Origin of the sequence: Nocardiopsis kunsanensis DSM 44524 (assembly GCF_000340965.1) — a bacterium.
In the GTDB taxonomy this organism is placed as follows: Bacteria; Actinomycetota; Actinomycetes; order Streptosporangiales; family Streptosporangiaceae; genus Nocardiopsis; species Nocardiopsis kunsanensis.
In genome coordinates this window covers 232,655-259,535 of the sequence record NZ_ANAY01000001.1, presented here as the reverse complement: position 1 = coordinate 259,535, position 26,881 = coordinate 232,655, and the positions used below count along the sequence as shown (strand labels likewise).

23 protein-coding genes are annotated in these 26,881 nt (G+C 71.8%); 7 read left to right on the top strand and 16 right to left on the bottom strand.

Translation table 11 applies throughout. From position 1 onward, the window contains the following. Positions 1-12 precede the first annotated feature (12 nt). From D456_RS0101190 to D456_RS0101120, 15 genes are all read right to left on the bottom strand, one after another. Positions 13-1,413, bottom strand: coding sequence for an alkaline phosphatase family protein (locus tag D456_RS0101190; RefSeq protein ID WP_017574317.1), 1,401 nt, complete (start codon positions 1,411-1,413; stop codon positions 13-15). A gap of 26 nt (positions 1,414-1,439) precedes the next feature. After that, positions 1,440-2,603, bottom strand: coding sequence for a metabolite traffic protein EboE (gene eboE, locus D456_RS0101185; RefSeq protein ID WP_026115465.1), 1,164 nt, complete (start codon positions 2,601-2,603; stop codon positions 1,440-1,442). Further along, entirely contained in the window at positions 2,600-3,472 is an 873-nt protein-coding gene (locus D456_RS0101180; RefSeq protein ID WP_017574315.1) for a TatD family hydrolase, read from the bottom strand. The genes eboE and D456_RS0101180 overlap by 4 nt, the downstream gene beginning before the upstream one ends. Further along, entirely contained in the window at positions 3,472-4,107 is a 636-nt protein-coding gene (locus D456_RS0101175; protein ID WP_026115464.1) for an EboA domain-containing protein, read from the bottom strand. The genes D456_RS0101180 and D456_RS0101175 overlap by 1 nt, the downstream gene beginning before the upstream one ends. Beyond that, the gene (locus tag D456_RS0101170; protein ID WP_026115463.1) at positions 4,104-4,976 is read right to left on the bottom strand and encodes a sugar phosphate isomerase/epimerase family protein; all 873 of its coding nucleotides are present in this window, start codon (positions 4,974-4,976) and stop codon (positions 4,104-4,106) included. The genes D456_RS0101175 and D456_RS0101170 overlap by 4 nt, the downstream gene beginning before the upstream one ends. Continuing rightward, positions 4,973-5,848, bottom strand: coding sequence for an SCO3242 family prenyltransferase (locus tag D456_RS0101165; RefSeq protein WP_017574314.1), 876 nt, complete (start codon positions 5,846-5,848; stop codon positions 4,973-4,975). Before D456_RS0101165 ends, D456_RS0101170 begins: the two co-directional genes overlap by 4 nt. Further along, positions 5,845-6,999 carry an inositol-3-phosphate synthase gene (locus D456_RS0101160; protein ID WP_017574313.1) on the bottom strand — a complete coding sequence of 385 codons (1,155 nt, stop codon included), beginning with the start codon at positions 6,997-6,999 and terminating at the stop codon, positions 5,845-5,847. Before D456_RS0101160 ends, D456_RS0101165 begins: the two co-directional genes overlap by 4 nt. A 56-nt stretch (positions 7,000-7,055) precedes the next feature. Next, a complete protein-coding gene (locus D456_RS0101155) occupies positions 7,056-7,790 on the bottom strand; it encodes a hypothetical protein (protein WP_017574312.1) in 735 nt (244 codons plus the stop codon). A 121-nt stretch (positions 7,791-7,911) separates the two neighbouring features. Further along, positions 7,912-12,252, bottom strand: coding sequence for a ThuA domain-containing protein (locus D456_RS0101150; protein WP_026115462.1), 4,341 nt, complete (start codon positions 12,250-12,252; stop codon positions 7,912-7,914). A gap of 229 nt (positions 12,253-12,481) precedes the next feature. Next, entirely contained in the window at positions 12,482-13,408 is a 927-nt protein-coding gene (locus tag D456_RS0101145; protein WP_017574310.1) for a sugar phosphate isomerase/epimerase family protein, read from the bottom strand. Beyond that, the gene (locus D456_RS0101140; protein WP_017574309.1) at positions 13,409-14,608 is read right to left on the bottom strand and encodes a substrate-binding domain-containing protein; all 1,200 of its coding nucleotides are present in this window, start codon (positions 14,606-14,608) and stop codon (positions 13,409-13,411) included. Positions 14,609-14,613: 5 nt separating this feature from the next. Further along, positions 14,614-15,675, bottom strand: a complete 1,062-nt coding sequence (locus tag D456_RS0101135; RefSeq protein WP_017574308.1) for an ABC transporter permease — start codon at positions 15,673-15,675, stop codon at positions 14,614-14,616. Next, positions 15,672-16,775 (bottom strand): ABC transporter permease, encoded by a 1,104-nt coding sequence (locus D456_RS0101130; RefSeq protein ID WP_017574307.1) that lies wholly within the window; start codon positions 16,773-16,775, stop codon positions 15,672-15,674. Before D456_RS0101130 ends, D456_RS0101135 begins: the two co-directional genes overlap by 4 nt. Continuing rightward, the gene (locus tag D456_RS0101125) at positions 16,772-18,367 is read right to left on the bottom strand and encodes a sugar ABC transporter ATP-binding protein (protein ID WP_017574306.1); all 1,596 of its coding nucleotides are present in this window, start codon (positions 18,365-18,367) and stop codon (positions 16,772-16,774) included. The genes D456_RS0101130 and D456_RS0101125 overlap by 4 nt, the downstream gene beginning before the upstream one ends. Next, a complete protein-coding gene (locus D456_RS0101120; protein WP_017574305.1) occupies positions 18,364-19,515 on the bottom strand; it encodes a Gfo/Idh/MocA family protein in 1,152 nt (383 codons plus the stop codon). Before D456_RS0101120 ends, D456_RS0101125 begins: the two co-directional genes overlap by 4 nt. A 153-nt stretch (positions 19,516-19,668) precedes the next feature. Here D456_RS0101120 and D456_RS0101115 point away from each other — a divergent pair, with 153 nt between their 5' ends. Further along, positions 19,669-20,862: an ROK family transcriptional regulator gene (locus D456_RS0101115; RefSeq protein WP_017574304.1), complete on the top strand. Its 1,194-nt coding sequence runs from the start codon at positions 19,669-19,671 to the stop codon at positions 20,860-20,862. 76 nt (positions 20,863-20,938) lie between these two features. Here D456_RS0101115 and D456_RS0101110 read toward each other — a convergent pair whose 3' ends face one another. Next, complete coding sequence (locus D456_RS0101110) at positions 20,939-21,589, bottom strand: DUF6069 family protein (RefSeq protein ID WP_017574303.1); 651 nt, start codon at positions 21,587-21,589, stop codon at positions 20,939-20,941. Positions 21,590-21,682: 93 nt separating this feature from the next. Between D456_RS0101110 and alr the strand changes: the two genes are divergently transcribed. From alr to D456_RS0101075, 6 genes are all read left to right on the top strand, one after another. Continuing rightward, entirely contained in the window at positions 21,683-22,819 is a 1,137-nt protein-coding gene (alr, locus tag D456_RS0101105; RefSeq protein WP_017574302.1) for an alanine racemase, read from the top strand. Positions 22,820-22,935: 116 nt separating this feature from the next. Next, a complete protein-coding gene (gene tsaE, locus D456_RS0101100; protein WP_017574301.1) occupies positions 22,936-23,442 on the top strand; it encodes a tRNA (adenosine(37)-N6)-threonylcarbamoyltransferase complex ATPase subunit type 1 TsaE in 507 nt (168 codons plus the stop codon). 11 nt (positions 23,443-23,453) lie between these two features. After that, positions 23,454-24,131 carry a tRNA (adenosine(37)-N6)-threonylcarbamoyltransferase complex dimerization subunit type 1 TsaB gene (gene tsaB / locus D456_RS0101095; RefSeq protein WP_017574300.1) on the top strand — a complete coding sequence of 226 codons (678 nt, stop codon included), beginning with the start codon at positions 23,454-23,456 and terminating at the stop codon, positions 24,129-24,131. Further along, a complete protein-coding gene (rimI, locus tag D456_RS0101090) occupies positions 24,128-24,601 on the top strand; it encodes a ribosomal protein S18-alanine N-acetyltransferase (RefSeq protein ID WP_017574299.1) in 474 nt (157 codons plus the stop codon). The genes tsaB and rimI overlap by 4 nt, the downstream gene beginning before the upstream one ends. Then, entirely contained in the window at positions 24,598-25,632 is a 1,035-nt protein-coding gene (tsaD, locus tag D456_RS0101085) for a tRNA (adenosine(37)-N6)-threonylcarbamoyltransferase complex transferase subunit TsaD (protein ID WP_017574298.1), read from the top strand. Before rimI ends, tsaD begins: the two co-directional genes overlap by 4 nt. Before the next feature lie 274 nt (positions 25,633-25,906). Then, positions 25,907-26,869, top strand: a complete 963-nt coding sequence (locus tag D456_RS0101075) for a zinc-binding dehydrogenase (protein WP_017574297.1) — start codon at positions 25,907-25,909, stop codon at positions 26,867-26,869. Positions 26,870-26,881: the final 12 nt, after the last annotated feature.

The following is a 26,881-nucleotide window of genomic DNA, read 5'->3' as shown; positions in this document are numbered from 1 at the left end:
GTCGGTGCCGGCTCAGGCGGGGGTCGGCCCCGCCGGGTCCGGCACCCCGACGAGGCCGAGCAGGAGGTCGCGCACCTCGGTGGCGGCGACACGGTCCCGGGCGGACCCGGGTTCGGTGCAGATCAGGAGGGGACCGTCGTCGGGGTCCTCGGCGCGGCGCCCGTGTGTGCCCCGCACCGGCGCCGGGTCCAGCGGGACGACGTTCATGGCGTAGCGCAGCCCGGCCTTCTTGCGGGCCAGGTTCGCGGCGGCCCGTGCCTTGACCAGGGGATCCTTCGGGTCGAGGAAGAGTTCGGCCGGGTCGAACCCGGGCTTGCGGTGGATGTCGACCCCGCGGGCGAAGTCGGGGGCGCGTGTGTCGTCGAGCCAGTAGTAGTAGGTGAACCACGCGCCCGGCTCGGCCACCAGCACCAGATCACCGGAACGCTCGTGGTCCAGGCCCTGCTCGGCCCGGCCCTTCTCGTCCAGGACCAGGTCCACGCCCTCGACCCGCTCCAGGAGCCCGGCGACCGCGGGCACGTCCGCCTCGTCGCGCACGTACACGTGGGCGCACTGGTGGTCGGCCACGGCGAAGGCGCGCGAGGCCCACGGGTCCAGGTACTCCATCCCGTCCTGGGTGTAGACCTCCAACAACCCGGCCCGGCGCAGCACCCGGTTGACGTCGACCGGGGTCGTGGCCGGGGTGATGCCGTACTCGCTGAGCACCACGACCCGGACCCCGGCGGCCTCGGCGTCGTCCAACAGCGGCGCGAGCGCGGCGTCCATGTCACGGGCGGCCCGCCGGGCCTGCGGCGAGTCCGGGCCGTGGCGTTGCAGGTCGTAGTCCAGGTGCGGGAGATAACACAGCGTCAGGTCGGCCCGGGGCATGAGCCTGCGGGTGGCTGCGACGATCCACTCGCTGGAGGCGAGCGATGCGGTCGGCCCCCAGTAGTTGAACAGCGGGAAGGGGCCCAGCTCCTCGGTGAGTTCGTCGTGCAGCTCGGGCGGGCGTGTGTAGCAGTCGGGGGACTTGCGCCCGTCCGCGTGGTAGATCGGCCGCGGTGTGACGGTCCAGTCGGTGGTGGCGCCCATCGCGTACCACCAGCACACGTTGGCCACCTTCAGCCCCGGACGGTGGCGGCGCGCGGTCTCCCACACCTTCTCGCCCTGCACGAGCCGGTTGTGCTGGCGCCACAGGTACACCTCGCCCAGGTCGCGGAAGTACCACCCGTTGGCGACGGCGCCGTGTCCGGCGGGGGTGCGGCCGGTGAGGAAGGTCGACTGCACGGTGCAGGTCACGGCGGGCAGCACCGTCTCCAGCGGGGCCTGCCACCCGCGTTCGGCCAGGGCGCGCAGCCGGGGTGCGTACCGCAGGAGCCGGGGCGTGAGCCCGACCGCGTCGATCACCAGCAGGCGGGGTTCGGGTGAGGACATGGCATCCCTTCCGTCGGCTTCGGGACTCATACCGGTTCCAGACCGAGTTCGGTGAGACGGTCGCGGGCCCAGGCGACCTCTGCGGCGATACCGGCCACCAGGGCGTCCTCGCCGGCGGGGCGGCGGTCCTGCGGCAGGACCGACCAGGTGTAGGTCTCCACCTCCACGTGGTCGGTCAGCGCCCGCTCGCCCCCGAACAGGTGCCCGAGTACATCGGTGAGGTGGTCCCGCGTGATCCGCAGCGGCGGCCGGGCCTCGGCGTGCAGGGGCACGTGGAAATGGGTGCGCCAGGGTCCCCGTGCCGGCAGGGGGTAGGGCCCCGACATCGCTTCGGGCAGGTCGTCGCGCCCGCGCGCCCGCAGACCCACCAGCTCACGGGTCTGGTGCAGGAACCGGTCCTCGGCGAACTCGGACAGCGCCTCCCGCGCCGCCGGGTCGCGCGGGTCGGGCACCTCCACGGCGGCCGAGGCCTGGGCCTTGACCACCGGCAGCCCCGCGTCGGCCAGCCGGCCCAGCGCCGTCCCGGCCCCCTCGAACCCGGTCGCGGTGTGACAGGTGTCCAGGCACACACCGAGCTGCGGGGGCAGACCGGACAGGAGGCGTGCCGCGTCCCGGCTGGTCTCGACCACACACCCCGGTTCCGGCTCCAGCCCCACACGCACCGGGGTCCCCTGATCGGCGAGCTCGGCCAGCACCCCGGCGAGTTCGGTCAGGTGGCTGCGGGCCCGGCCCAGACGGTCCGGGTCCCAGGGTTCACGCCAGGCCAGGGGCAGGGTGGACACGCTCCCGCGTGCCGCGTCCCCGGGCATGAGGCGGGCCAGGACCCGGGCGCAGTCGATCGTGTAGTCCAGGCGTGCCCGCTCGGTCCAGTCCGGGTGGTAGACGCGGTGTTTGACCACCGGGTCCTGGAACCCCCGGTACGGGAAGGCGTTGAGGGTGACCGTCTCCAGCCCGGCCGCGTCCAGCCCGCCGCGCAGCCGGTCGACCAGCGAGGGATCGGCCGCCAGCTGCCGGGCCAGAGGAGCGGGCAGCCACAGGCCCAGCCCGAGGCGGTCGGCGCCCAGGCGTTCGCGCACCCCGCCCCCGAACACCCGGATCTGGCGCAGCACGCCCTCCAGGTCCTCGGCCGGGTGCACGTTCGTGCAGTAGGCCAGGTGGACGACGGTGCCGTCGCGGTGGCGCAATCTCACTGCGTGTCCCCCTCCGGCTGACCGCGCAGGATCGAGTTGCCCGAGAAGGTCGCCGAGGCCTCGGCCGGCCCGACCTCGTCCAGGACCAGCCGCCCGCTCTGCCCGTAGAAGGCCACTGGGTTGTCCCAGAGCACCCGCTCGGTCTCGGCCACGGTGAACCCCGCGGAGCGCATCGCCTCACCGGTGCGCAGGGTCAGGAGCGGGTCGCTGTGGCCCCAGTCGGCGGCCGAGTTCACGATCATCCGATCGGTGCCCCACTCCTGGAGGATGCGCACCATCCGGTCCGGGCTCATCTTCGTGTCCGGGTAGATGGAGAAACCCATCGTGCACCCGGACGCGTGCACCATCTCCACCGTCGCCTCGTTGAGGTGGTCCACCAGCACCATCTCCGGAGGGATGCCCGACTCGGCGACCAGCTCCAGGCTCCGGCGTGTGCCCGCCACCTTGTCCCGGTGCGGGGTGTGCACCAGAACCGGGAGCTCGAACTCGAGGGCCAGCTCCATCTGGTAGCGGAACGCCTTCTCCTCCTCCGAGGTCATCGAGTCGAACCCGACCTCGCCGACCGCGACCACCCCGTCCTTGGCCAGGTACCGGGGCAGCAGGTCCAGCACCCCGGACAGGCGCGGGTCGTTGGCCTCCTTCGGGTTGAGGGCGATCGCGCAGTGGTGGCGGATCCCGAAGCGTTCGGACCGGAAACGCTCCCAGCCCACGAGTCCGTCGAAGTAGTCGCGGAAAGAGCTCACCCCCGTACGGGGCTGGCCCAACCAGAACGCCGGCTCCACCAGGGCACGCACCCCGGCCTCATGCATCGCCCGGTAGTCGTCGGTGGTGCGCGAGGTCATGTGGATGTGGGGGTCGAAGATGCGCATCAAGCCTCCGTGGGTTCGTCGGGGGGAGAGTGCCCCAGGACCAGATGGACGTCGTCGGGTACCGGTCTGCCTGCACGCTCGCGTTCGTCGGCGTAGTCGGCGCACATGCGCACCAACTCCGCGTCCACGCGTTCGGGCACACCCCGCACATCGGCCAGGGGCACCCCCACGAACAGGCACTTGAGCACCGCCTGCCGCCACGCGTGGGCGTCCAGCAGGTCGGTGGCCGGGCCGCTCGCGGCCGCGGCGATCAGGCGGGTGTCGTTGGTGCGTAGCGCGTCGGCCATGAGCTCGCGCGCGACCGGCGCCGAAGCCGGGTCGAGCACCGCCAGGCCGCGCAGCACCGCGCGCCGTTCCCCGGAGTCCCCGTGGTGGTACAGGTCGGCCACCTCGCGGGCCAGTGCGTCGGGGGTCAGCACCCCCGCACAGGCCCGCAGCAGCTCCAGCCGCACCAGGTCCTCCAGGGTCGGGCCGAGCACCCCGTCGGGGTCGCCCGAGGGGCCGGCGCCGCGCGCCACCCGGCGCGCGGCCGCAGGGAAGAGCACCGCGACGCGGTCGGGGCTCTCGCGCACCCGCTCCACCATCGTCGCCAGCTCGCGCCGGGCCTGCCCGTCGAGCAGGGTCTCGGTGTTCACGTTCCCACCCCCTCGGGCCCGGACGGACGCCGCCGGCGCGCCTCGGCCAACGCCTCCGTCAGGGCCCGCATCGACCGCTGAGCCACCAGCGGGGCCGCGTGCCCGTGGCGCGGCAGCTCCACGGCGGCCAACCCCCGGTAGCCGACCTCCTCCAGGGCGCCCAGCACCCCGGGCAGGTCGATCTCGCCGTCACCGAACTCCAGGTGGTCGTGCACCCCGGGGCGCATGTCGTCCAGCTGCACGTTGGCGACGAGGCCGGCTGCGCGGCGCACCGTGCCCTCGGGACCGTCCGGTTCGTTGCACACCCCGTGGCCCACGTCCACCGTCACCCGGAACCGCTCGGGCGAGCCCAGGCGTTCGCGCAGTTCCAGCACGTCACAGAGGCGTTCGGCGAACATTCCGGGTTCGGGTTCGAAGGCGCAGTCGACGCCCAACTCGTCGGCCAGGGGCAGCACCTGCTCCACGCCCGGGACCAGCCGGGACCACCCCTCGGCCTCCGGCACCCCGTCCGGCAGGATCCCCGACCAGAACGAGACCGCCTCGGCGCCCAGGTCGTGGCCGATCCGCACCGCCCGGCGCAGCAGCTCCACCCGCTTCTCGCGCCCCTGGTCCGAGACCAGCGTCGGTTCGTGCTTGCGGCGCGGGTCCAACAGGTACCGGGCACCGGTCTCGACCACCACCGCCAGGTCCAGCTCCGCCAGGCGGGCCCCGATCCGGCGCGTGCGCTGCCCGGCGTCGGAGGCGAACGGGTCCAGGTGCGGGTGGTCCAGGGTCAGGGCCACCCCTTCGTAACCCAGGTCGGCGATGATCGCCAGGGCGTCGTCCAACCTGTGGTCCCAGAAGCCGTTGCTGCCGTAACCGAACCTCACGTGATCGCCACCTTCCGCCGGGCACGCACAGCCAGGGCAGCGCCCACCGCCAGCGCGGTCGCGGCCCCCGGCGCCCCGGAGCGCGCCAGCAGCGCAGCCTGGAGCGGGATCATTCCCCGGATCCCCGTGCCGGTGGCCGCGCCCGCGTGGGCCGCCACCGGGGCCGACACCGCACGTGCCTGGGCCTGTCCGACCCGGGTCGCGAAGACCCCCGCGTACAGCCCCGACAGGATCTCGCCCCACGCACCGCGCCGTGTGCACGGCCTCGGACCGGACGGCGCGACCGCCACCGCCGCACTGCCGACCGTGCACGCCAGCGCCCCGGCCGCCACCGACGGCCGGGTCCCGTACACCTCACCGCGGCTCAGCGCCGTCACCCCGTAGGTGTGCGCGGCCATCACCAGCGCCGGACGCAGCGCGGCGCCCGGCCGGTCGCCCGCGCCCATGAGCACGTCCAGGCCCCGGTTGACCGCCATGCCCAGCGGCGCGAGAGGCGTCGGCTTCAGCGCCAGGTCGTAACCCCACACGGTCGCCGCCAGAGCACCGGCCACCGCGGCGCTGTGCCTCCCGCCGCACGCGGCCGCGGTGCCCACGCCCGTCGCGGTCAGGCCCGCCGCCACCGCCAGCGCCTCTCCCGGTCGCACCTGTCCCGACGGGATCGGCCGCTCGGGGCGCTCCACCGCGTCCAGGCCGCGGTCGGCGTAGTCGTTCAGTGCCATACCCGCCCAGTACAGGCACGCCGATGCCACGGGCAGCGCCCATGTCCCGGGCCTGTTCAGGCGCCCGGCCGCGGACGCACCCGCCAGGGTGTCGCCGACGACACTCGCGGCGGCGGGCAACCGGACCAGGCGTGCGAGATCGGTGGGGCTCAAGCGGATCCCTCCTCGGGTGCGGAACACCAGGACGTCAGCGCCTGCCACTGCTCCACCAGCCCGTGCACACCGCTGTCGGCCGGGTCCTTGAAGAAGAACCCCAGTTCGGGCACGGGTCCGGTGGTCCCACGACCGTGGGCGAGCGCGGCCAGGCGGGCCAGGTCGAGCACCAGCGGCGCCGCCAGTGCGGAGTCGTGACCCGCCCAGGTGAACTGGAGGGTCATCCGGGAGCCCAGGAACCCCTCGAACGAGACGTGGTCCCAGGCGGTCTTGGCGTCCCCCAGGTCGGGCACGTAGTCGATGTGCAACGGCCCCTCCACCGGGTGGCCCAGCATGTGCTCCAGGCCCAGGCCCTTGCTCTCGGTCTTGCTCCCGACGTGTGCGGGGTCGGACAGGGTCTGCCCGTCGCCGCCGCCCAGAAGGTTGACCGAGGACCACGAACGCACCCGTAGCGCCCGCGCGGCGAACATCGGGGCGAGTGCGCTCTTGACCAGCGTCTCCCCGGTCTTGCCGTCGCTCCCGGCCCAGGGCAGCCCCTCGCGCGAGGCCAACTCCCGCAGTGCGGGAAGCCGCGGGCCGGTGTTGGGGGTGAACTCCACGAACGCGCACCCCGCGCGCAGGGCCGCGTAGGCGTAGGCGGAACTGGCCGGGATCCGGGCCCCGCCGGAGTCGAGCGCGGCCTCCAACGCATCGAGGCCCTCGTGCTCGGGATGCTCCTCGGAGCGGGCCTCGGTGCTGGTCAGGTCGATCACGACCGTGCGTTCCACACCTTCCCGCCCGGCGAACTCCCGCAGGTCCTCCTCCACGCGCCGCACGTCCTCCCGGAGTACCGGGCCGCCCGTCGGGAGCCCCGGGCGCAGTGCGTGCTCCACCTCTCCCAGCCGGTCGGCGAAGGCCCCCGGCAGGTGCCCGGGCAGCACCCCCGTGCGGGCCAGGTGCTCCGCGGTCTTGCACAGGCGGACGTCGGACAGATCGTGCCCGCCGAAGACCAGCTCATCGATCCCGGGGAGTCCCGCACCGTCGAACTCCGGGCGCGCCGTCACGCACCCGGTCGGCTCGGCCGCGCCCTCCCGCATCGCGAACGCGCCCAGAACCGCGGTCGTGGCGACCGACCCGCGTGCCCCGAGCAGCCATACTCCTGTCCGGCCCATCCTGTGGTCCCTCCTCGTCCGGCCCCGGGGATCGCACCCCTGGGGCCCGTACGTGCTCAGTGGTCGTGGCCGCCGTCCTCCGCGGCGCCGTCGCCGTCCTCGGCGGGGTCGGGTTCCAGGGCGCCGCTCCCGGGCGCCGCGGGCAGATACAGGTGGACGTGGCCGTGTCCGGCGTCGAGGCTGAGCACGTCCAGCTGGGTCGCCGACACCGACCAGGACCGCACCGCCTGGGTGCGCAGGTCGCCGGCGAGCTCGGTCATCTCGGTGCGCAGGGCCTCGTCCTCGGCCTCCAGCGCGCCGGAGTAGGCCACGACCGCGGACCCGAGCAGGTCCACGGAGTTGGCCAGCCCGGCGTGTGCGATGTTGTAGTCGGTCTCGCCGGAGGGGACGTCCTCGAAGTGTTCGGCGGCCCCGTCCGTGGCCGCCAGCCAGTCGTCGACCTCGCCGGTACCGGGCTCCTCGTCGGCGGGGGAGGTGGAACCGTCCGCGGGCACGGCCCCGTCGAGCGACTCCACGACCGGGAGCAGTTCCTCGTGGGCGGTGCGTGTGTTCTGCACCAACTCCTCGACCTGGGCCACGTCGCGTTCGACGGCCGAGGCCTCCAGTTCGGCGACACGGCCGGCGTCGGGGGTGACGGTGTCGTCGCCGGTGAAGAAGAACACGGTCGCGGCCACGACGGCTCCGACCAGAACGAGCGCCCCGGCCGTCAGCCACCAGGTGGTGGGTGTGGCCGCCGTCGTCGAGACCTTCTCCGTCGTGCCGGGTGCGGACCGCTTGTTCTCGGTGGGCACCGTGACACCTCCTCCTCGTGTGGTTCGGCCCCGGCCGCGGCGGCGCGCGAACACCGCCGCGGCCGGGGTCCCGGGGGTGGAGGTGGGGCCGGTCGGGCCGGCCCCACCCGTCAGGACCGGGTCATTCCTCCGACGGCAGGGGCAGGCGGTCGGCCAGCGCGATCAGCTCCTCTCCCGCTTCCTGGTCGGCGACCTGCTCGGCCACCGTGCGGAACCGTTCCAGGGCACGCTCGGCCTGCGCGGGACGGGAGGCCTCCACGTGCCGTTCGGCTAGCTCCAGCTGCGGTTCCAGGCGGCGGGCCTCGGAGGTGGTCAGTGCTCCCGCCTCCTCCAGTTCGCCGACCAGGTCCAGGGCCTCCTGGAAGGTCGCCGGGTCCTCCTCGGCCAGGTCCCGGACCTGCACGTCCCGGAACAGGACCTGGTCCTGGTCACCGTGGTTCTGCAGGCCGACGTGGCCCGAGGACAGGTCCCGTGCGGGGTCCTGGCTCTCGAACTCGTTGACCAGCTCGCCGTTGATCCACACGCGGATCATCGGGTCCTCGACCTCGATCGCCATCGTGTTCCAGGCATCGATCTGCGCGGGATGGGAGTCGGCGGCCTGGAACTGGTAGACCGCACCGGTCCGGGTGATGGGTTCCCCGTCCGGGGCGCCGTAGGGGTCGATCTGGATCTCGTAGCCCTCGTCGACGGCCGTCCACGGGTCGTCACCGGGGTCGGGGAAGCCGACGAAGACACCGGAGTTGTCGTGCTCCTCCGGGGTGAGGAAGTCGAGCTCGAGCCGGTAGGTGTCGAGCTCGGTCTCGTGCCAGAGCAGCCCCATGCCGCCGTCGGTCTGCAGGTGGCAGCCCTCGTCGCCCTGGACGACATCGAAACCGCCCGGACCGGCCTGGTTCCATCCGTCCAGGGACTCGCCGTCCCACAGGGCGGTGTAGCCGTCGTCGACCTCGGGTGGCGCGCACTCCCCGGGTCCGCCGGCCCCGTCCCCGACCGTGACGGTCGCCGACGGGGAGCTGCCGGTGTTGCCGTCGCCGTCGGTGGCCACGGCGTTGACGGAGTACTCGCCCTCGGCCGGTTCGGCCCAGGTCGCCTCGTGGGGGGACTCCTCGGAGGTGGCCACGACCTCGTCCCCGACGAGGAACTCCACCTTCTCGATGCCCGCGTCGCCGTGGTCGGTCACGTCCGCGGCCAGCGGGACGTCCTGCCCGGCCTCGAAGGAGGCGCCGTCCTCGGGGCTGGTCAGCTCGGTCTCGGGGCCCTCGGAGGGGGCCTCGTCGCCGTCGATGACCGCCTCGAAGTGGTTGAGGTTGAACAGACCCTCGTCATCGGGGTCGTCCCCGCTGTAGACCAGGTACAGCTCGAAGGTCTGCCCGGGGTCCTCGACCGGCATCGTGACGGTTTCCCAGCTCTGCCAGCCGCCGGTGGGCTCCACGTCGACGCTGCCGAGCACGTCCCCGTCGGGGGCGCCGGCCCGCGCCTCGATGGTGCCGCCGGCCCCGGCGGAGGCCACGCGGAACTCCATCTCCTCCACGCCGGTGAAGTTCACCGGGTCGTAGGAGGTCCAGCCTCCGTCCTGGATCTCGGAGAGGTTCTCCAGACCGCCTTCCCCGTCCTCGGTGGGTTCGGTGGAGACGTTCTCGCTGTCGGAGAAGTACTGAGCCTGGGTCTGTGCCGGGTTGAGGCGCAGACCGTCACTGCCGGTGAGCGGGGGCGCTTCCCCGGAACCGGAGTCGCCGTACTCGGCCTGGAGCACCCAGAAGATGTTCATGTCGGCGCCGTGGCCGCCGTCGGTCTCGGTCTGTGTGGTGCCCTCGCAGGAGTCGTACTGGGTCCACGGGTGCGCGTGCGCGTCGTGGCCCAGCGACGAGGTGACCTCGACGTCCTCGCAGTCGATGCCGTCGCCGATCGAGCCGTCCTCGGGGTCCTCCACGGAGACCTCGAAGGGGATCTCGTCGCCCCAGTGGAAGTACTGGCCGTCCTGCGGGGTGTCGAAGGAGACGTCGGGCCGGGTGTTGCCGACGGTCACGGTGGTCGTGGCCGTGCCGGTGGCACCGAGCTCGTCGGTCACGGTCAGCACGACCGTGTACTGGCCCTCCTCCTCGTAGGTGTGGGTGGGGGCGATCCCGTCGGAGGCGGTGCCGTCCCCGAAGTCCCACTCGTAGGTCATGTCCAGGCCGCCGGGGTGCTCGGACCCCTCGGCGGAGAACTCGACCTCGAGAGGGGCCGGGCCGGAGGAGGTGCTGCTCTCCAGGTCGGCCACGGGGCTGCTGCCCGAGCCCGTGTAGTCGATGCGTGAGAGCGCCGAGTCGGGCGCGCCGCCGAAGTAACCGGAGCCGTACTCCAGCACGTACAGTGACCCGTCCGGGCCGAACTCCATGTCCATGGGGTTGGCCAGGTCGATGTCGTCGACCGTCTCGGTGATGTCGAGGAGCTCGCCCTCGTCGTCACGGTGGATCTGCTTGATCCACTTGCGGTCCCACTCGTACATCAGCGGGATGCCGTCGTAGTACTCGGGCCACTTGGTCTCGGACTCCAGCTCGGGATCGAACCGGTAGGCCGGACCGCCCATGGGGGAACCGCCACCCTCGCCCAGGTGCGGGAACTCCTCGGACTCGTCGTAGTTGTACCAGAGCATCGCGGGGGTGACCGGGGGCAGTTCGGTCAGCCCGGTGTTGTTCGGGGAGTCGTTGACCGGAGCGGCGCAGTCGAAGGCTTCCCCGGAGGCGTCCTCCTCGAAGTCGTAGTCGATGTAGGGGGAGTTGTCGCCGATGCAGTACGGCCACCCGATGTTGGCCGGTTCGTCGATGGCGTGCCAGGAGACCGTGTTCTGCGGACCGCGCTCGGGGTCGGCCTCCTGCGCGTCGGGGCCGTAGTCGCCCAGGTAGACGGTGCCGTCCTGCTGGTCGACGGAGAACCGGAACGGGTTGCGCAGGCCCATCGCGTAGATCTCCGGGCGGGTCTGCTCCTCGCCGTACTCCTCGGTCGGGAAGAGGTTGCCGTCGGGGATCTCGTAGCTGCCGTCCTCGTTGACCGAGATCCGGAGCAGCTTGCCGCGCAGGTCGTTGGTGTTGCCGGAGGTGCGCTGGGCGTCGAAGACGGGGTTGCGGTCCCCGCGCTCGTCGATGGGCGCGTACCCGTCGGACTCGAACGGGTTCGTGTCGTCGCCCGTGGCCAGGTACAGGTTGCCCTCGGCGTCGAAGTCGATGTCGCCGCCCACGTGGCAGCACATGCCGCGGTCGGTACCGACCTCCATGACGACCTGTTCGCTGTCCAGGTCCAGGCTCGGGCCGTCCTCGCCCTCCACCAGCTGGAACCGGGAGAGGTTGTTGTGCGCCTCGTAGGGTTCGAAGTCCCCGGGTTCGCCGTCGGAGGGCGCTTCACCCGGCGGGACCCCCTCGACCTGTGGCGCGTAGTAGGTGTAGACCCAGCCGTTCTCCTCGAAGCCGGGGTCCACGGCCACGCCCTGGAGTCCGTCCTCGTCGTGGTTGTAGACGGGGATCTCGGCGATGACCTCGGTGGCGTGGGTCTCGGGGTCCCACAGGCTCACTTCGCCGTCGCGGGTGGTGTGCAGTGCACGGCCGTCCGGCAGCACCGCCAGACCCATGGGCTCGCCCATCTGCTCCTCGCCCTGGGCCAACGTGACCTTCTCGAAGTTGTCCCACTGGGTGGCGCCGCAGTCGCCCTCGACCGCGCCGGCCGCCCACTGGATCCCGCCGAGCAGGTGTTCGGTGAACTCGGGTTCGGAGAAGGAGTCGACGGTGTGGCCGCCGCCGGTGTACCAGGAACGGCCGCCGTCGAAGTTCTGGCACCAGGCGGTGGGGTGGTCCCACCCCATCTGTCCGGCGGGATCGACCTCGTCCTCGTAGGAGCTCTCGTCCAGCCCCGCCAGGACGTGCACGTCACCGCGCGGGGACAGGTCGAAGTCGTACCACTCGTCGTGGCGGTCCCACCGGGCCGGCAACCCTTCGGTGGAGGGGTGCACACGGTCGTTGACCATCACCTCGGCGTCCTGGGTGCCGGGCGGATGGCTGGAGAAGTAGGCGCCGACGAGGTCGCCGTACCAGTCCCACTCGTACTCGGTGTCGGAGGCGGCGTGCACACCCGTGAAACCGCCGCCGTCCTGGACGTAGCTCTCGAAGGCGGACTGCTCCTCCTCGTTGAGCACGTCGCCGGTGGTCGAGAGCCAGATGACGGCGTCGAACTCGGCCAGGTCCTCCTCGTTGAAGACCGATGAGTCCTCGGTGTGCTCGGTGGTGAACCCGTGTTCGTCGGCCAGTTCCTCGATGAGGGAGACGCCGTGGGGGATCGAGTCGTGCCGGAAACCTGCGGTCTTGGAGAAGATCAGGGCGTGGAACGACCCCTGTTCGTCCTCCTCCTGTGCGTGGGCCACGGGCGCGGTCAGCCCCATGGCCAACGCGAGCCCGGACACCAGTGCGCCCAGTCGTAGTAACGGTCTGTGGAACATGCAGCACCTCACCTGGGGGTGGGAGTGAGTCGATGTGTTCCGTACGGCGTGCCGGCGCCGACGGCAGGGACGGGGACTTGCTCGACGGGGACCGTCCTCCGGTGGAGGGCATCCACCGGACAAGTCCTTCCGGTCGGCCGGGACGGGCCCGGCATGGCTGCGACCGGGGTGGTCGGGGGTGTCCTGCTATCAGGGTCGGGAAACGGGGCAGGCCCGCCTCATCGGCACATCAGTCCACAGGGGCTCCTCTCGTCGGGGCAGGGACATCGGGTGCGCCGCCGCCCCCGCCGTCGGCGGAGGCCGGCCGGTGCAGCCCTCTCAGGAACGCCAGGCCGTCGACCGCGAGCGCGTCCTGGGTGGCGGCCAGGGGCCGCCATACGGACGCGGCCGCGGCGATGCTGGCATTGTCAGAAGTGAAGGATTCGATGACTAGGGGACCTGAGTAACCTGTTTCGTCCAATGCGGACACGATCCGTGACCATTGCAGGTGATCGGCCCCGGGGGCCCCGCGATCATTCGCACAGACCTGGACATGCTTGAGTATTCCGGACGCGCGCTCGATCGCATTGGCGATGTCCTTTTCCTCGATGTTCAGGTGGTAGAGGTCCAACGCCAGCCCGCAGTGCTCACGCGGCAGCCCCGCCAACGCCTCCACCGCCTGGTCGACGGTGTTCAACACACTGGTCTCGTACCGGTTCAACGGCTCCACCGCCACCGCCACCCCCGCGGCCGAGGCGTGCTCGACCACGGGGGACAGGGCCTCGGCCAGCTCCTCGGGCAGAGCCGCGCGCTCGTCGGCCGACAGGCGCCACGTGCGCCCCACCGAGGTGTAGGCCGGCCCCGCGACGACCGGTGAGCCCACCGTTTCCGCCGCGTCCACCACCTGCTTCAGGTAGTCCCGGGTCGCGTTCCGGGTTCCGGCGCCGGTGAACACCAGCTCGCGGCCCGGGCCCATCACCAGGACCACCGTCGCCGACAGCCCCAGACCGTCGAGCAGGGCACGGGCGCGCCGGGGATCCCAGTCGCCGGCGTTCTCGACCGGCAGCTCGATCGTGTCGAAGCCCCATTCGGCCACGCGCGGCGCCAGCTGCTCCAGCGCGGCGTCGGTCAGCGGCGACGTCCACACCCAGGTGTTGATCCCCAGCGCGCGTTCCACTCAGCGGTCCTCCCACGCCTCGGGGAAACCGGGCAGGTCCTGGCCGCCGAAGCGGGCGTAGTGCAGGGACGGCATCCCGGAGTTGACCTCGAGCAGCTCGTCGCGCTCGTCCTCGGTGACCGGCTCCTGCGGCAGCACCCACTCCTGGGGAACCTCCTCGCCCCGCAGGATCATGCTTGCGGCCAGGACCGGGGTGCGCCACTGGAAGTTGGAGTAGACCGGGGCGATCGCTGTCAGGTCCTCCTCCTGCCACTTGCGCATGAAGCTCAGCTCGTCCTCGCCCGAGACGACCGGGTAGTCCTGGCCGGCGTCCTCGAACGCCTCCAGGCCCGCCACGGCCCCGTCGCCGGCGTCCATCCAGACACCGTCGACCGCGCCGCGCTGCAGGTGCTGGGAGACCAGGTCCTTGATCTGGGCGCCGTCACCCTCGGTGAACTCGTAGCCGATGATGTCCAGTTCGCTGTCGTCGAAGATGGTCTGGGCCGCCGCCCAGCGGTGCTCGAGCGAGTCCACGCCCGGCAGGATCCGCAGGGCCAGGACCCGTGAGCCCGGTTCCAGGTTGTCGACGAGGAACTCGGCCGAGTCGGCACCGTTGGCGTAACCGCCGATCGGGTGGATGAACGTGACCGCGCAGTCGGTGTTCACACCGCGGTCGAAGACGATGACCGGCACCCCGCTCTCGCACGCGGTCTCCACCGCCGGGGTCATGGTCGCGGTCGTCGACGGGGAGATGATGATCGTGTCGCAGTCACCGGAGTCCACGAACGCCTGGATGTCGGAGATCTGCTGGTTGTCGTCGTCCGCTGCGTCGGAGACCTGGAAGTCCCCGATCTCACCGGCCTCCTGCAACTCCTCCACCTGTTGCTCCATGGTGATGAAACCGGTGACGCGCCAGGGGTTGGACACCGAGGCGTTGGAGAAACAGACCGTGGCGTCCTCGGGGGCGTCGGACTCCCACTCCGAGGTGTCGACCCATTCCGGTTCGATCGCCTGGAGCCAGGGTTCGTCCTCGGGACCCTCCGGCTCGATGTCGCGCTGGGCGAGCTGGCGGTCGAACTCCTCCTGGTCGAACCATTCCTCCTCGGGGGTCAGATCCGCACCGTTGCCGTCGGCGGAGCCGTCCGGAGCGTCGGTGGTACAGGCGGACAGGACGAGGGCCAGGCCGGCGGCGCCGGCCAACAGCACGCGGGGGACGTGCATGGTAGTTACCTCCTCGAAGTGCCGAGCGGGCGCTCGGTGGGGGGACCGGTCCGCCGTCTCAGGCGTTCCGGTAGTCGCAGGTCGCCGCGGCGCGAGGCGTAGGCGACGGCGGCGATGATGATGAGCCCCTGCACGGTCGGCTGGATCGTCGCCGGCAGGTAGAGCTGGGTGAACAGGGTGAACAGGGCCTCCAGGGAGAGCGCTCCCAGGACGGCGGCAACGACTGTTCCGCGTCCGCCGCCCAGGAGCACGCCGCCGAGCACCACGGCGGTGATGGCGGTGAACTCCAGACCCTCCCCGACCTGTGCGGTCACCCCCGAGAACCCGCCGATGAGTACGGCGGCCACGGAAGCCATGAGCCCGGACAGGACGAAGGCCGCAGTGCGCACCCGCCACACCCGCACCCCCGAGAACGCGGCCGCGACGTCGTTGTCGCCGACAGCCATGAGGCAGCGGCCGTAGGGGGAGCGCATGAGCCAGACCGCCGCGGCCGCGGCCACGGCAGCGATGATCAGCGCGTAGGGGAGCTGCCCCAGGTAGGGGACGCCCTCGATGCCGCCCCGGCCCGGGAGCCGGAAGGACTCCGAGAGCGCACCGGTGGGCGCACCGCCCGTCCAGTACCGCACCGCTCCGAACAGGATCAGCATCGTGCCGAGCGTGGTGATGATCGAGGGCACCTTCAGTACCGTCGTGACCAGCCCGTTGAACAGGCCCACGACCAGGCCGAAGGCGACCATCAGCCCCATCACCGGCAGGGTCATGGCCTCGTCGCCGTCGATCAGCCGGGCGGCGACGACCACCTGGGCACCCACGAGTGAACCCACCGACAGGTCGAACTCCCCGGAGACGATCACGAAGTACTGGCCGACCGCCAACAGCACCAGCGGCGCCGCCATACGGGCGAAGGACATCAGCGGCGGGCCTTCGAAGAACGACGGGTTCTGGGTGGCGATGACCGCGAAGACCACCACCAGCAGCAGGGCGACCGTGCCCGTGCCGCCCGACAGGAAGGACCACGGGCCGCGGCGCGGCCCCGCGTGCTTCGGACCGGTGCGATCCGTACTCATCGTGCACCTCCCACTGCGGGCTCGGGATCGCGTGGTCCGCCACCGCCGGGCGGATCGGGGGCGGCCTCCGGCGGTGGCGGGCCGCCCGAGGGGAAACGCACCCGGACCGCGGCCCGGGACGACTGGCCGCGGGCGTAGAGGGCCACCGCGGCGATGACGATCGTGCCGCGCAGCACGTCCTTGACGAAGGGGTCCACCGCCAGGACGTTGAAGACCGTGTCGAGCGTGGCCAGGATCAGCACACCCGCGATCGTCCCGGCCACACCCCCGCGGCCGCCGAGGAGATAGGTGCCGCCCAGGACGACCGCCGCGATGGCCTCCAGCTCGTAGCCGCTGTCGTAGACCAGCGCGTTCCCGGTACCGAAACGGGCTGCCAGCAGCAGGCCCGCCACACCGGCCAGGACCGAACAGAGCACGTGTGCCGTCACCACGGGTGTGGCCACCCGCACCCCGGAGAGCCGCGCGACCTCGGCGTCGCCCCCGACCGCGTACATGTGGTGGCCCAGACGGGTACGGGCCAGCATCCAGACCGCGGCCACGGCCAGCACGAGCATCACGACCGTCGACACCGGAAGCAGGCCGAGGCGCGCGTAACCGAGCGTCTGGAACGCCGCCGGTATCTCGCCGGCCGGGCCCTGGAAGTTCGTGTCCAGGTATCCCTTGACGACCAGCCCCATGCCCAGGGTCGCGATGAACGGATTGACCCGGAGCTTGGTCACGACGAGCCCGTTGGCCAGACCGACGAGCGCGCACACGCCCAGGGCAGAGCCCACACCCAGCAGCATCCGTCCGGGATCGCCCGCCATCACCGTGGCCGCCACCACCGTGGACAGAGCCGCCACGTACCCCACCGACAGGTCCAGGGACCGGCACAGGATCACCAGGGTCATCCCGACCGCCAGGAACCCCAGCAGGCTGGAGCGGGTGAGCAGGTCGACCGTGTTGGCGGTGGTGAACAGGCTCGCGCCCCGGGCCGACACCAGTACCGCACTCACGGCGAGGATCACCACGAGCGCCGCGTAGACCAGACCGGTGGTGCCCAACCGCCGGTGGAGGGAACGGGGGGACAGGAGGGAGGGGGAGAGGGAAGGACGGTTCACGGTGCGGCCCCCTCGTGCTGCGAACGGGGACCGTTCTCGCCGGGACCGGCCCCCGAGGAGTGCGGACCGTGCCGGTCGGGGGAGCGACCGGGCTCCTGCTCCGGCGGGGCCCCGGTGGCCAGGGCCATCACGGCCTCCTCGTCGGAACCGCCCGGCAGCTCGTCGGCCACACGCCCCTCGTCGAGCACCACGAGCCGGTCCGACATCCCGATCAGTTCCGGCAGCTCCGAGGAGATGAGCAGGATCGCCACCCCCTCGGCGGTCAACTCCCGCATGAGCCGGTACACGGCCTGCTTGGCGCCCACGTCGATGCCCCGGGTGGGTTCGTCCAGCACCATCACACCCGGCTCGGCCGCCAACCACTTGGCCAGGACGACCTTCTGCTGGTTGCCGCCGGAGAGGAACCGCACCTCCTGACCGTGGCCGCCGCGCGCCACCAGCTCCAGGGAACCGAAGATCGCCGGCAGACGACGGGATCTTCGGCGCGTGCCCAGAGGCCAGACCGCGTCCAGCGCCAGGCGCCCGTTGGCCAGGATCGACTGGTTCAGCGCCAACCCCTGGGTCTTGCGGTCCTCGCTCACCAGCGTCACGCCCGCGCGTACGGCCCGGCGGGGCGAGCGCGGGTCGACACGGCGGCCGTCCACGCGGACCTCGCCGCGGGTGAACCGGTCCATGCCGAAGAGGGCCCGGGCGATCTCGGTGCGGCCCGACCCCTGCAACCCGGCCAGTCCCACGATCTCGCCGCCGCGCACGGTCAGGTCGATACCGTCGACCTGTTCGTTGCCGCCCCCGCGCACGTCCAGGCGTACCTTGCCCACGTGTTCACCGCGCGCTTCCAGACGATCGGGGAAGACCTGCGAGACCGGACGGCCCACCATCGTGCGGACCAGCTCGGCGGGCCGGATGTCCCCGGCCGCGACCGTGTCCACCCGCTGTCCGTCCTTGAGCACCGTGATGGTGGTGGCCAGGTCGAAGATCTCCTTGAGCCGGTGGGAGACGTACAGCAGCGCCACGTCGCGCTCGCGCAACCGGCCGATGAGGCGATAGAGCACCTCGACCTCGTGGTCGGCCAGCGACGCCGTCGGTTCGTCCATGGAGATGATTCGGGCGTCCTGCGACAACGCCTTGACGATCTCCACCACCTGCTGTTCGGCCACCGACAGCGACCGCACCTTGGCCCGGGGGGAGATGCCCTCCAGGCCCAGTTCGTCGAGCAGGTCGCCGGTGGCCCGTTCCATGGCGCGCACGTCGACCCGCCCGCGCCGCCGGATCTCCCGGCCCAGGTGGACGTTGCCCGCGACCGTACGTTCGGGCAGGAGGTTGAACTCCTGGAAGACGGTGGCGACCCCTGCCCGCTGTGCCCGCACCGGGTGGTCGAAGGAGACCGGTGTGCCGTCCAGCTCGACGGTCCCCTCGTCGGCGCGGTGGACGCCGGCCAGCACCTTCATCAGGGTCGACTTGCCCGCTCCGTTCTCGCCGACGAGCGCGTGCAGTTCGCCGGGGTACAGGTCCAGGTCCACGCCGTGCAGGACACGCACGCCGAGGAACGACTTGGTGATGGACCTCATCCGGAGCAGGGGGTCGGCGGTCATGGCTCCTCCACCCCCGGGACGTCGACCCAGCCCCGTGTACGGGCCGACTCCAGGACCGCCTCGGCCAGTACCGCGGCGCGCAGGCCGTCGGTGAAGACCGGGAGACCCTCGGGGGATGCTCCGGCCACGGCCGCGCCGGTGTCGGCGACCAGGGAGTTGAAACAGTCCTGGTAGCCCTGCGGGTGGCCGACCGGGACCTTCACGAACCGGGCGGCGTCGGGGCTGAGATCGGGGTCGTCGCGGGAGACGACGGCGGTGCGTTCGCGGCCGCCGGCCCACAGGGTCTCGGGGCGTTCCTGGTCGAAGGCGAGGGCTCCCTCGGTGCCGCTGATCTCCAGCACGAGCTGGTTCTTGCGGCCGGGGGAGACCTGGCTGATCACCGAGGTGCCGACCATCCCTCCCGCGGTCGCGAACTGGAAGGCCACCAGGTCCTCGGTGTCCACGGGACGGGACTCGGCGCCGCGGGTCTCGGAGATACGGGAGGTCTGGGCGCTGACAGCGGTGATGCGGTCGCCGGTGACGAACTCGAGCATGTCGCACCAGTGCGATCCGATGTCGCCGAAGGCGCGGGTGGGCCCGCCCAGGGCGGGATCGACCCGCCAGTTGTCCTCTTCGGTGCGCAGCATCCAGTCCTGGAGGTAGCCGCCGTGGGCGAGGGTCAGCCGGCCCACGGAACCGGCGGCCACCCGCGCGCGGGCCTCCCGGACCATGGGGTGGAAGCGGTAGACGAAGGGCACCACCGCCACGCGGTCGCGCTCGTGGGCGGCGGTGACCAGTTCCCGGGCGAGCGAGGCCTCGGTGGCCAGGGGTTTCTCGCAGACCACGTGCTTGCCCGCTTCGAGCGCGGCGAGGCTCAGTGGTGCGTGCAGGTGGTTGGGGGTGCACACGTGCACCACGTCGACGTCGTCGCGGTGGATGAGTTCGAGGGGATCGGCGTGGGTACGGCCGATGCCGTGGGCGGCTCCGAAGCTCGCGGCCTTGTCGGCCGATGAGCCGGCGGCCCCTACCACCTCGCCGCCGGCGGCCCTGACGGCGTGGGTGTGGGTCCGGCCCATGAAGCCCGTGCCGATCACGGCCGCCCGGTAGGTCTCCGGTACGGGCGCGGCGGCCGAATCGGTGGCCTCACCCAGGCTTGTGACCTTTCTCACTGTCATGCTCGGCAGATTACGCCGCACTTATGTCGATCGTCAAGCATAAGTTGTCGGAGAGAGGAAAAATAGGTCCATGGCGGCCGGTCAATAGATCCTGTGATTCACTGGGCGCATGCCAGAAGAAGCGCTGATTGGAACGGGGGACAGGGCGTGACGGAGTTGCGAGACACCGCGCCCGCGACGGCGGCGCCAGGGGCGGGAACCCTCCTGCGCCTGCTGCGGGACGGGCGCCCCCGCACCCGTTCCGAACTGGCCTCGGTGACCGGGTTGGCACGCTCGACCGTCACCCAACGCGTCGACGCGCTCCTGGCCAGCGGCCTCATCGGCCCCTCCGGCGAAGCGGTCTCCACCGGAGGACGCCCGCCCACGACCTTCTGCTTCCGGCCCGAGGCCCGTGTCGCCCTGGCCGCCGACCTCGGCGCCACCCACACCCGCACGGCCCTGACCGACATGTCCGGGCAGATCCTGGCCGAGGAAGGGATCGACCTCGAGATCGCCGCCGGGCCCGAGGCCGTCCTGGACTGGGTCGTCGAACACGGCCGCGTACTGCTCGACCGGGCCGGGCGTTCCGAGGCCGAACTCCTGGGCCTGGGACTGGGCCTGCCCGGGCCCGTCCAGCACGCCACCGGCCGCGCCGTGAACCCGCCGATCATGCCCGGCTGGGACCACTTCGACGTTCCCGGCTACGTCAGGTCACACCTGGACGTGCCGGTCCTGGTCGACAACGACGTCAACATCATGGCCGTCGGGGAGCACCACGTCTCCTGGCCGACCGCCAGCCACCTCATGTTCGTCAAGGTCGCCACCGGCATCGGCTGCGGCATCGTCAGCGAGGGGCGCGTCTACCGCGGGGCCCAGGGGGCCGCCGGCGACATGGGCCACGTCTTCGTGCCGAGCGGCTCCGACAAACCCTGCCGCTGCGGCAACACCGGCTGCCTCGAAGCGGTCGCCTCCGGCACCGCCCTCGCCGAGGCCCTCACCATCGAGGGCGTGCCCGCCTCCGGAGCCCGCGAGATCGTCGACCTGGCCCGAGGCGGCTCCGTGCCGGTGCTGCGCGCCCTGCGCCAGGCCGGCCGCGACATCGGTGAGGTCCTCGCCGCTGCCGTCAACATGTTCAACCCCTCGGTGATCGTCATCGGCGGCGCCATGGCCCTGGCCGGCGACCACCTGCTCGCCGGGGTCCGCGAGATCATCTACCAGCGCTCGCTGCCCCTGGCCACCGAGCACCTGAGCATCGTCTCCTCCACCGCGGGGGAGGGCGCGGGTGTCGTCGGCGCCGCCGTCATGGTCATCGAGCACTGCCTCAGCCCCGGAGCCGCCGACGCCCTCGTCGCCCGGGCCTGAGCCCCGCACACGACGGTGGGGGTGGAGCCGATCGGCTCCACCCCCACCCTGTTCGTCGCCGGTGCGGTCTCCTGCCTCATTCGTGCAGGGGGCCTTCCTTCGCGCGTTCCTCCTCGGCGTCCTGCCGCCTGGCGCGTGTCTCGGCCTTCCGGTACTCCTCCTGGCTCACGTCGGGGAGAACACCCTCCTGCTGCAGGGCGGGCCCGGTCGAAGCCTGGTTCGGATACCCCTCGGGATTGGACGGGGCGTTGGGCCCCAGCAGGGTGGGCGACTTCTCCGGGGTCGTGGGCGCCTGGGGCGTGAAGGCCGTACGGCCCACGCTGCGCAGCAGCGCCACGATCACGATGCCGGAGACCAGGTTGATGACCGCGGTGGCCGCCTGGCTCGACGTCTCGGCGGCCTGGCTGAACGGGGTCACCGCCGCGATGGCGATGGCCAGGCCCATGATCCAGCCGAAGAAGGTCAGCGCACGCGGCGCCGACAACAACAGCATCTGCAGCAGCGCGGTCGCGACGAGCGCGATCACGCCGGCCAGGAGAGCGTAGAGGGCGGTGCTCGTGTCACCGAGGTACCCGGCCTCCTCGGGAGCGAGGACGGGGACGTCGAAGACGCCGCGGAAGACGAGTGCTCCCGCGAAGATCACCAGTATCGCGACGACAGCCGTGGCGAGCCCCCCGGACCAGAGCCGGGAGACGTTGACGGCTCGTTCACTTCCGATTTCGCTCATTACCGATTTCCCCTCGTCAGGGCGTGAAATTCGGTCGAAAGGCACCTACCCGTGGGCCCTCAGCGGTAACCGGAACGTGGAACACTGGAGGGCATGGCAGCACACTTCGCGCGCGCCCGCGTCGATCTCGGAGCGCTCTCCGACAACGCCCGCTTCCTCAAGGAACGTGCGGGCGGTACCCCGCTCATGGGCGTGGTCAAGGCCGACGGCTACGGGCACGGGATGGTGCCGGCCGCCCACGCGCTGCTGGCGGGTGGCGCGACCTGGCTGGGCACGGCCCTGATCAAGGAAGGCCTGGAACTGCGCCGCGCCGGGATCAGTGCGCCCGTGCTCTCCTGGATCATCCCGCCGGGCGAACCGGTCGGCGAGGCCATCGAGGCCGAAATCGACCTGGGCGTGAGCGACATGGCGGTCCTGGACACGATCGTGGCCCAGGCGCGCCGCCTGGGCCGGGCCGCCCGGGTCCAGCTCAAGGCCGACACCGGGCTCAACCGCGGCGGGATCTCCCCGGACGACTGGGAGCATGTCGTGGCCGCCGCGGCCCGTGCCGAGGCCGACGGACTCGTGAAGGTCAGCGGCATCTGGTCGCACTTCGCGTGTGCCGACGAACCCGGGCACCCCTCGATCGCCATGCAGCTCTCGGCCTTCCACACCGCCCTGGCCGCCGTCGACAAGGCCGGTCTGGAGCCCGAGGTGCGCCACATCGCCAACTCCGCGGCGCTGCTCACTCTGCCCGAAGCACGATTCGATCTGGTGCGTGCCGGGATCGCCAGTTACGGTCTGTGCCCGATTCCTGATTATGACGTGCCCGAATTGCGGCCCGCGATGACCCTGGAGTCCCGCATCGCCCTCACCAAGCGGGCCCCCGCCGGCAGCGGCGTCTCCTACGGCCACCACTACGTCACCGACCGCGAGACCTCCCTGGCCCTGGTGCCCCTCGGGTACGCCGACGGTGTCCCGCGCGCCGCCACCAACCGGGGCCCCCTCCTGCTGGGCGGCCGGCCCCGTACCGTCGCGGGAACAGTCTGCATGGACCAGTTCGTTGTCGATGTCGGGGACGACGACGTCTCGGCGGGCGAGTACGCGGTCCTCTTCGGCGACCCCTCCCGTCAGCCCGGAGTCCCCACGGCCCTGGACTGGGCCCGCGTCCTCGACACGATCCCCTACGAGATCGTCACCAGGATCAGCACCCGGGTCCCGCGCGAGTACACCTCCCTCGGACGGCCCTGACCCCGGTGAACCGGCCGCGCAGGTGGGTCGGGGGCCATAACCTTGTCCGTGCAGGCCCCGCGACCGGCACCGGGCCGCCGCCCCTCCCGAACACACCCGACACGAGCAGTGAGCCCATGACACGAGCGACACCCACCGCACCCCGGGCCCACGTGCGCACGGTCGGCGCCGCCACCGACGACGCCATGCGCGCACTGGGCCGAGACCTGGCCGCCCTGACCCGACCGGGCGACCTGCTCATCCTCTCCGGCCCCCTCGGCGCCGGGAAGACCACCTTCACCCAGGGCCTCGGCGAAGGCCTGGGTGCGCGCGGATCGGTCACCTCACCCACGTTCGTGATCTCCCGCATCCACCCCTCCCTCGTCGGCGGTCCCGCTCTGGTGCACGTGGACGCCTACCGCCTCTCCGGCGCCGACGAGATCGACGACATCGACCTCGACATGACCCTCGCCGACTCCGTCACCGTCGTGGAATGGGGCGAGGACGTGGCCGAAGGACTGTCGGAGGAACGGCTGGAGATCGACATCGAACGCCACCCCGACGACACACGCACCGTCCGCCTGCGCCCCGTCGGCGCACGCTGGACCGGTGCCGAACTGCCCGGCGACCCCGGGAACGGATAGGCAGGTCACCCGTGCTGCTCCTGGCCTTCGACACCGCCACACCGGCGGTCACCGCCGCGATCGGCGAGAGCGCCCCGGACGGTTCCTTCGCGCTGCGCGCCTGCGCCTCCTCGGTCGACGCGCGCCGCCACGGTGAACTCCTCGCGCCCACACTCCGCGACCTCACCCGCGAGGCAGGCCTCACCCTGGCCGACATGGACGCGATCGCTGTCGGAATCGGCCCCGGCCCCTACACCGGCCTCCGGGTCGGGCTCGCCACCGCACACGCTCTCTCCGACGGGCTCGGCATCCCCTGCCACGGCGTCACCACCCTGGACACCCTGGCCTTCGCCACCGGACGCGAGGCCCCCTTCGTGGCCATGACCGACGCCCGCCGCAAGGAGGTCTTCTGGGCCCGCTACGACGACCACCGCACCCGTTCCGGTGAGGTCGAGGTCGTCAGGCCCGCGGAACTCGACACAGGCGGACTCCCCCTGGTCGGCGACGGCGCCCGTATGTACGCCGACGTGTTCGGCGAGGCCGCGGCCGCTCCCGAACCACTCCTGCCCGACGCCGCCGCCATGGCAGAGCTCGCACTGGGCAAGCTGCACAGCGGCCAGGGTCTGCCGGAGCCCCGCCCGCTGTACCTGCGCCGTCCCGACGCCGTGGCACCCGGAGCCCCGAAGAAGGTGCGCCAGTGGGTGAAATGACGCCCGTGCGCCTGCGCCCGATGAACCTCGCCGACGTCGGACCCGTGATGGCGCTGGAGACCGCGCTGTTCCCCGAGGACGCCTGGAGCCAGTACACCCTGCTCAGCGAACTCGCCGCACCCGGCCGCCACTACCTCGTCGCCGAGTCCGACAACGGGATCGCCGGCTACGCGGGACTGCGCGCGGACGCGCCCGAGGGCGACGTGCGGACCATGGCGGTCGACGAGAGCCTGTGGGGGCGCGGCGTGGGACGCGCCCTGCTCACCGCCCTGCTCGAGGAGGCCCGACGCCGCGGCGTCACCCACGTGTTCCTGGACGTGCGCGAGGACAACCCGCGCGCCCAGAAGCTCTACACCGACTTCGGGTTCACCCGGATCGGGATGCGGGACGGCTACTACAACGGCACCGACGCCATCACCATGTGCCGCGTCGACGAGGCCGGCGGTTCCGGCCACAAGGAGGACCGATGAGCGAACACCCGCTGATCCTCGGGATCGAGACCTCGTGCGACGAGACCGGCGTCGGTCTGGTGCGCGGCTGTGAACTACTGGGTGACGAAGTCGCCTCCAGCGTCGACCAGCACGCCCGCTTCGGCGGGGTCGTGCCCGAGGTCGCCAGCCGCGCCCACCTGGAAGCCATGATCCCCACCGTCCGACGCACCCTCGACTCCGCAGGGGTGGAGAAGGACGACATCGACGCCGTCGCCGTCACCGCTGGCCCCGGGCTCGCCGGTGCACTGCTGGTGGGTGTCTCGGCCGCCAAGGCCTACGCCATGGCGCTCGGCAAACCCCTCTACGGCGTCAACCACCTCGTCGGCCACGTCGCCGTCGACCAGCTCGAGCACGGACCGCTGCCCAAACCCGCGATCGCACTGCTGGTCTCGGGCGGGCACACCTCGCTGCTGCTGGTCAACGACCTGGCCACCGACGTGGTCTCCCTCGGCGACACCGTCGACGACGCCGCCGGGGAGGCCTACGACAAGGTCGCCCGACTGCTGGAGCTGCCCTACCCGGGCGGGCCCCACATCGACCGGGCCGCCCGGAGCGGCAGCGCATCGGCGCTGCGGTTCCCGCGCGGCAAGTGGGGCGACGGCACCTACGACTTCTCCTTCTCCGGGCTCAAGACCGCGGTGGCCCGCCACGTCGAGGAGGCCGACCGTTCGGGCAGCCCCCTCGTACTCGCCGACATCGCCGCCGCCTTCCAGGACTCGGTCGTGGACGTGCTCACCCGCAAGGCCGTGGACGCCTGCGTCGAGAACGGCGTGCGCACCCTGGTCATCAGCGGCGGCGTCGCGGCCAACTCCGCGCTGCGCGCCCTGGCCGAGCAGCGCTGCGCGGAGGCCGGTATCGAACTCCGGGTGCCGCGCCCGCGCCTGTGCACCGACAACGGGGCGATGATCGCCGCGTTGGGGTCTGAGGTCGTGGCCGCGGGTCTTCCGCCCTCGCCCCTGGACCTGGGAACCGACACCTCGCTGCCGGTCTCCATGCCCCTGGCCGTCTGAGGGCACCGGTGGTCCGGCACCGTCGGTGCGCCCCGGACCAATGCGTGCGCGGGTGTCGTCCTGACCGACGTCGAGAGGAAGGAGTCCCCCGTCGATGAGTACCGCACTCGTCATCGCGATCGCGCTCTGCGTCTTCGTGGCCGTCTTCGTCGCGGTGAACCAGAAGAAGAATTAACGGTGAGCACGCTCGCACTCCGGCCCGGCGGTGGTCCCGGGAACCGGCGGACGGGCTCGGGTCTGGTGACCGGAGCGGCCGTGTGATGGGGTGCCGGGTATGTTCGCGATCACAGCAGCACGTTTCGACGCCGATGACCCGGTCTCCGCTCTCGAGGCCGGGGAACGCCCCGGCCCCGAGCCGCGCGAGGGGTGGACGACCGTCCGTGTCCGGGCGGCCTCCCTCAACCACCACGACCTGTGGAGCCTGCGGGGTGTGGGCATCAAGGAGGAGCAGCTCCCCATGATCCTGGGGTGCGACGCGGCCGGGGTGGACGAGGACGGCAACGAGGTCATCGTGCACGGCCTGGTGGGCGACCCCACGGCCGGGGGCGCCGCACCCGGTGTGCGGCCCTCCCTGCTCTCGGAGGTCTACGACGGCACCTTCGCGGAGAAGGTGCTCGTGCCCCGGCAGAACCTGGTGCCCAAACCCCCGGAGCTCTCCTTCGAGGAGGCCTCCTGCCTGCCCACCGCCTGGTTGACGGCCTACAGCATGCTGTTCGGCAAGGCCGACCTGAACCCCGGTTCGCCCGTTCTGGTGCAGGGCGCGGGCGGCGGTGTGTCCGCCGCCCTCGTCACCCTGGCCTCACACGTGGGGCACCGCGTCTACGTCACCAGCCGCAGCGAGGCCAAACGGGAGCGGGCCCTGTCCCTGGGCGCGCACGCCGTACTGGCGTCCGGTGAGCGGCTGCCCGAACGGGTGGACGCGGTCTTCGACTCCGTCGGCCAGGCCACCTGGAAACACTCACTGCGGGCGGTCAAACCCGGCGGCGCGATCATCACCTGCGGCGCGACCAGCGGGGATGCGCCCTCCGCCGAGCTGACCCGGGTCTTCTTCCTTCAGTTGCGGGTGATCGGCTCGACCATGGGCACCAAACCGGAACTGGAAGCGCTCACCCGCATGCTCGCCGCGACCGGCCTGCGCCCCGGCATCGACCGGGTGCTGCCCCTGGACCGCGCAGGGGAAGGCTTCCGGGCCATGGCGGAGGGCGACCTCTTCGGCAAGGTCGTCCTCACCCCCTGACCCCGGTCCCCG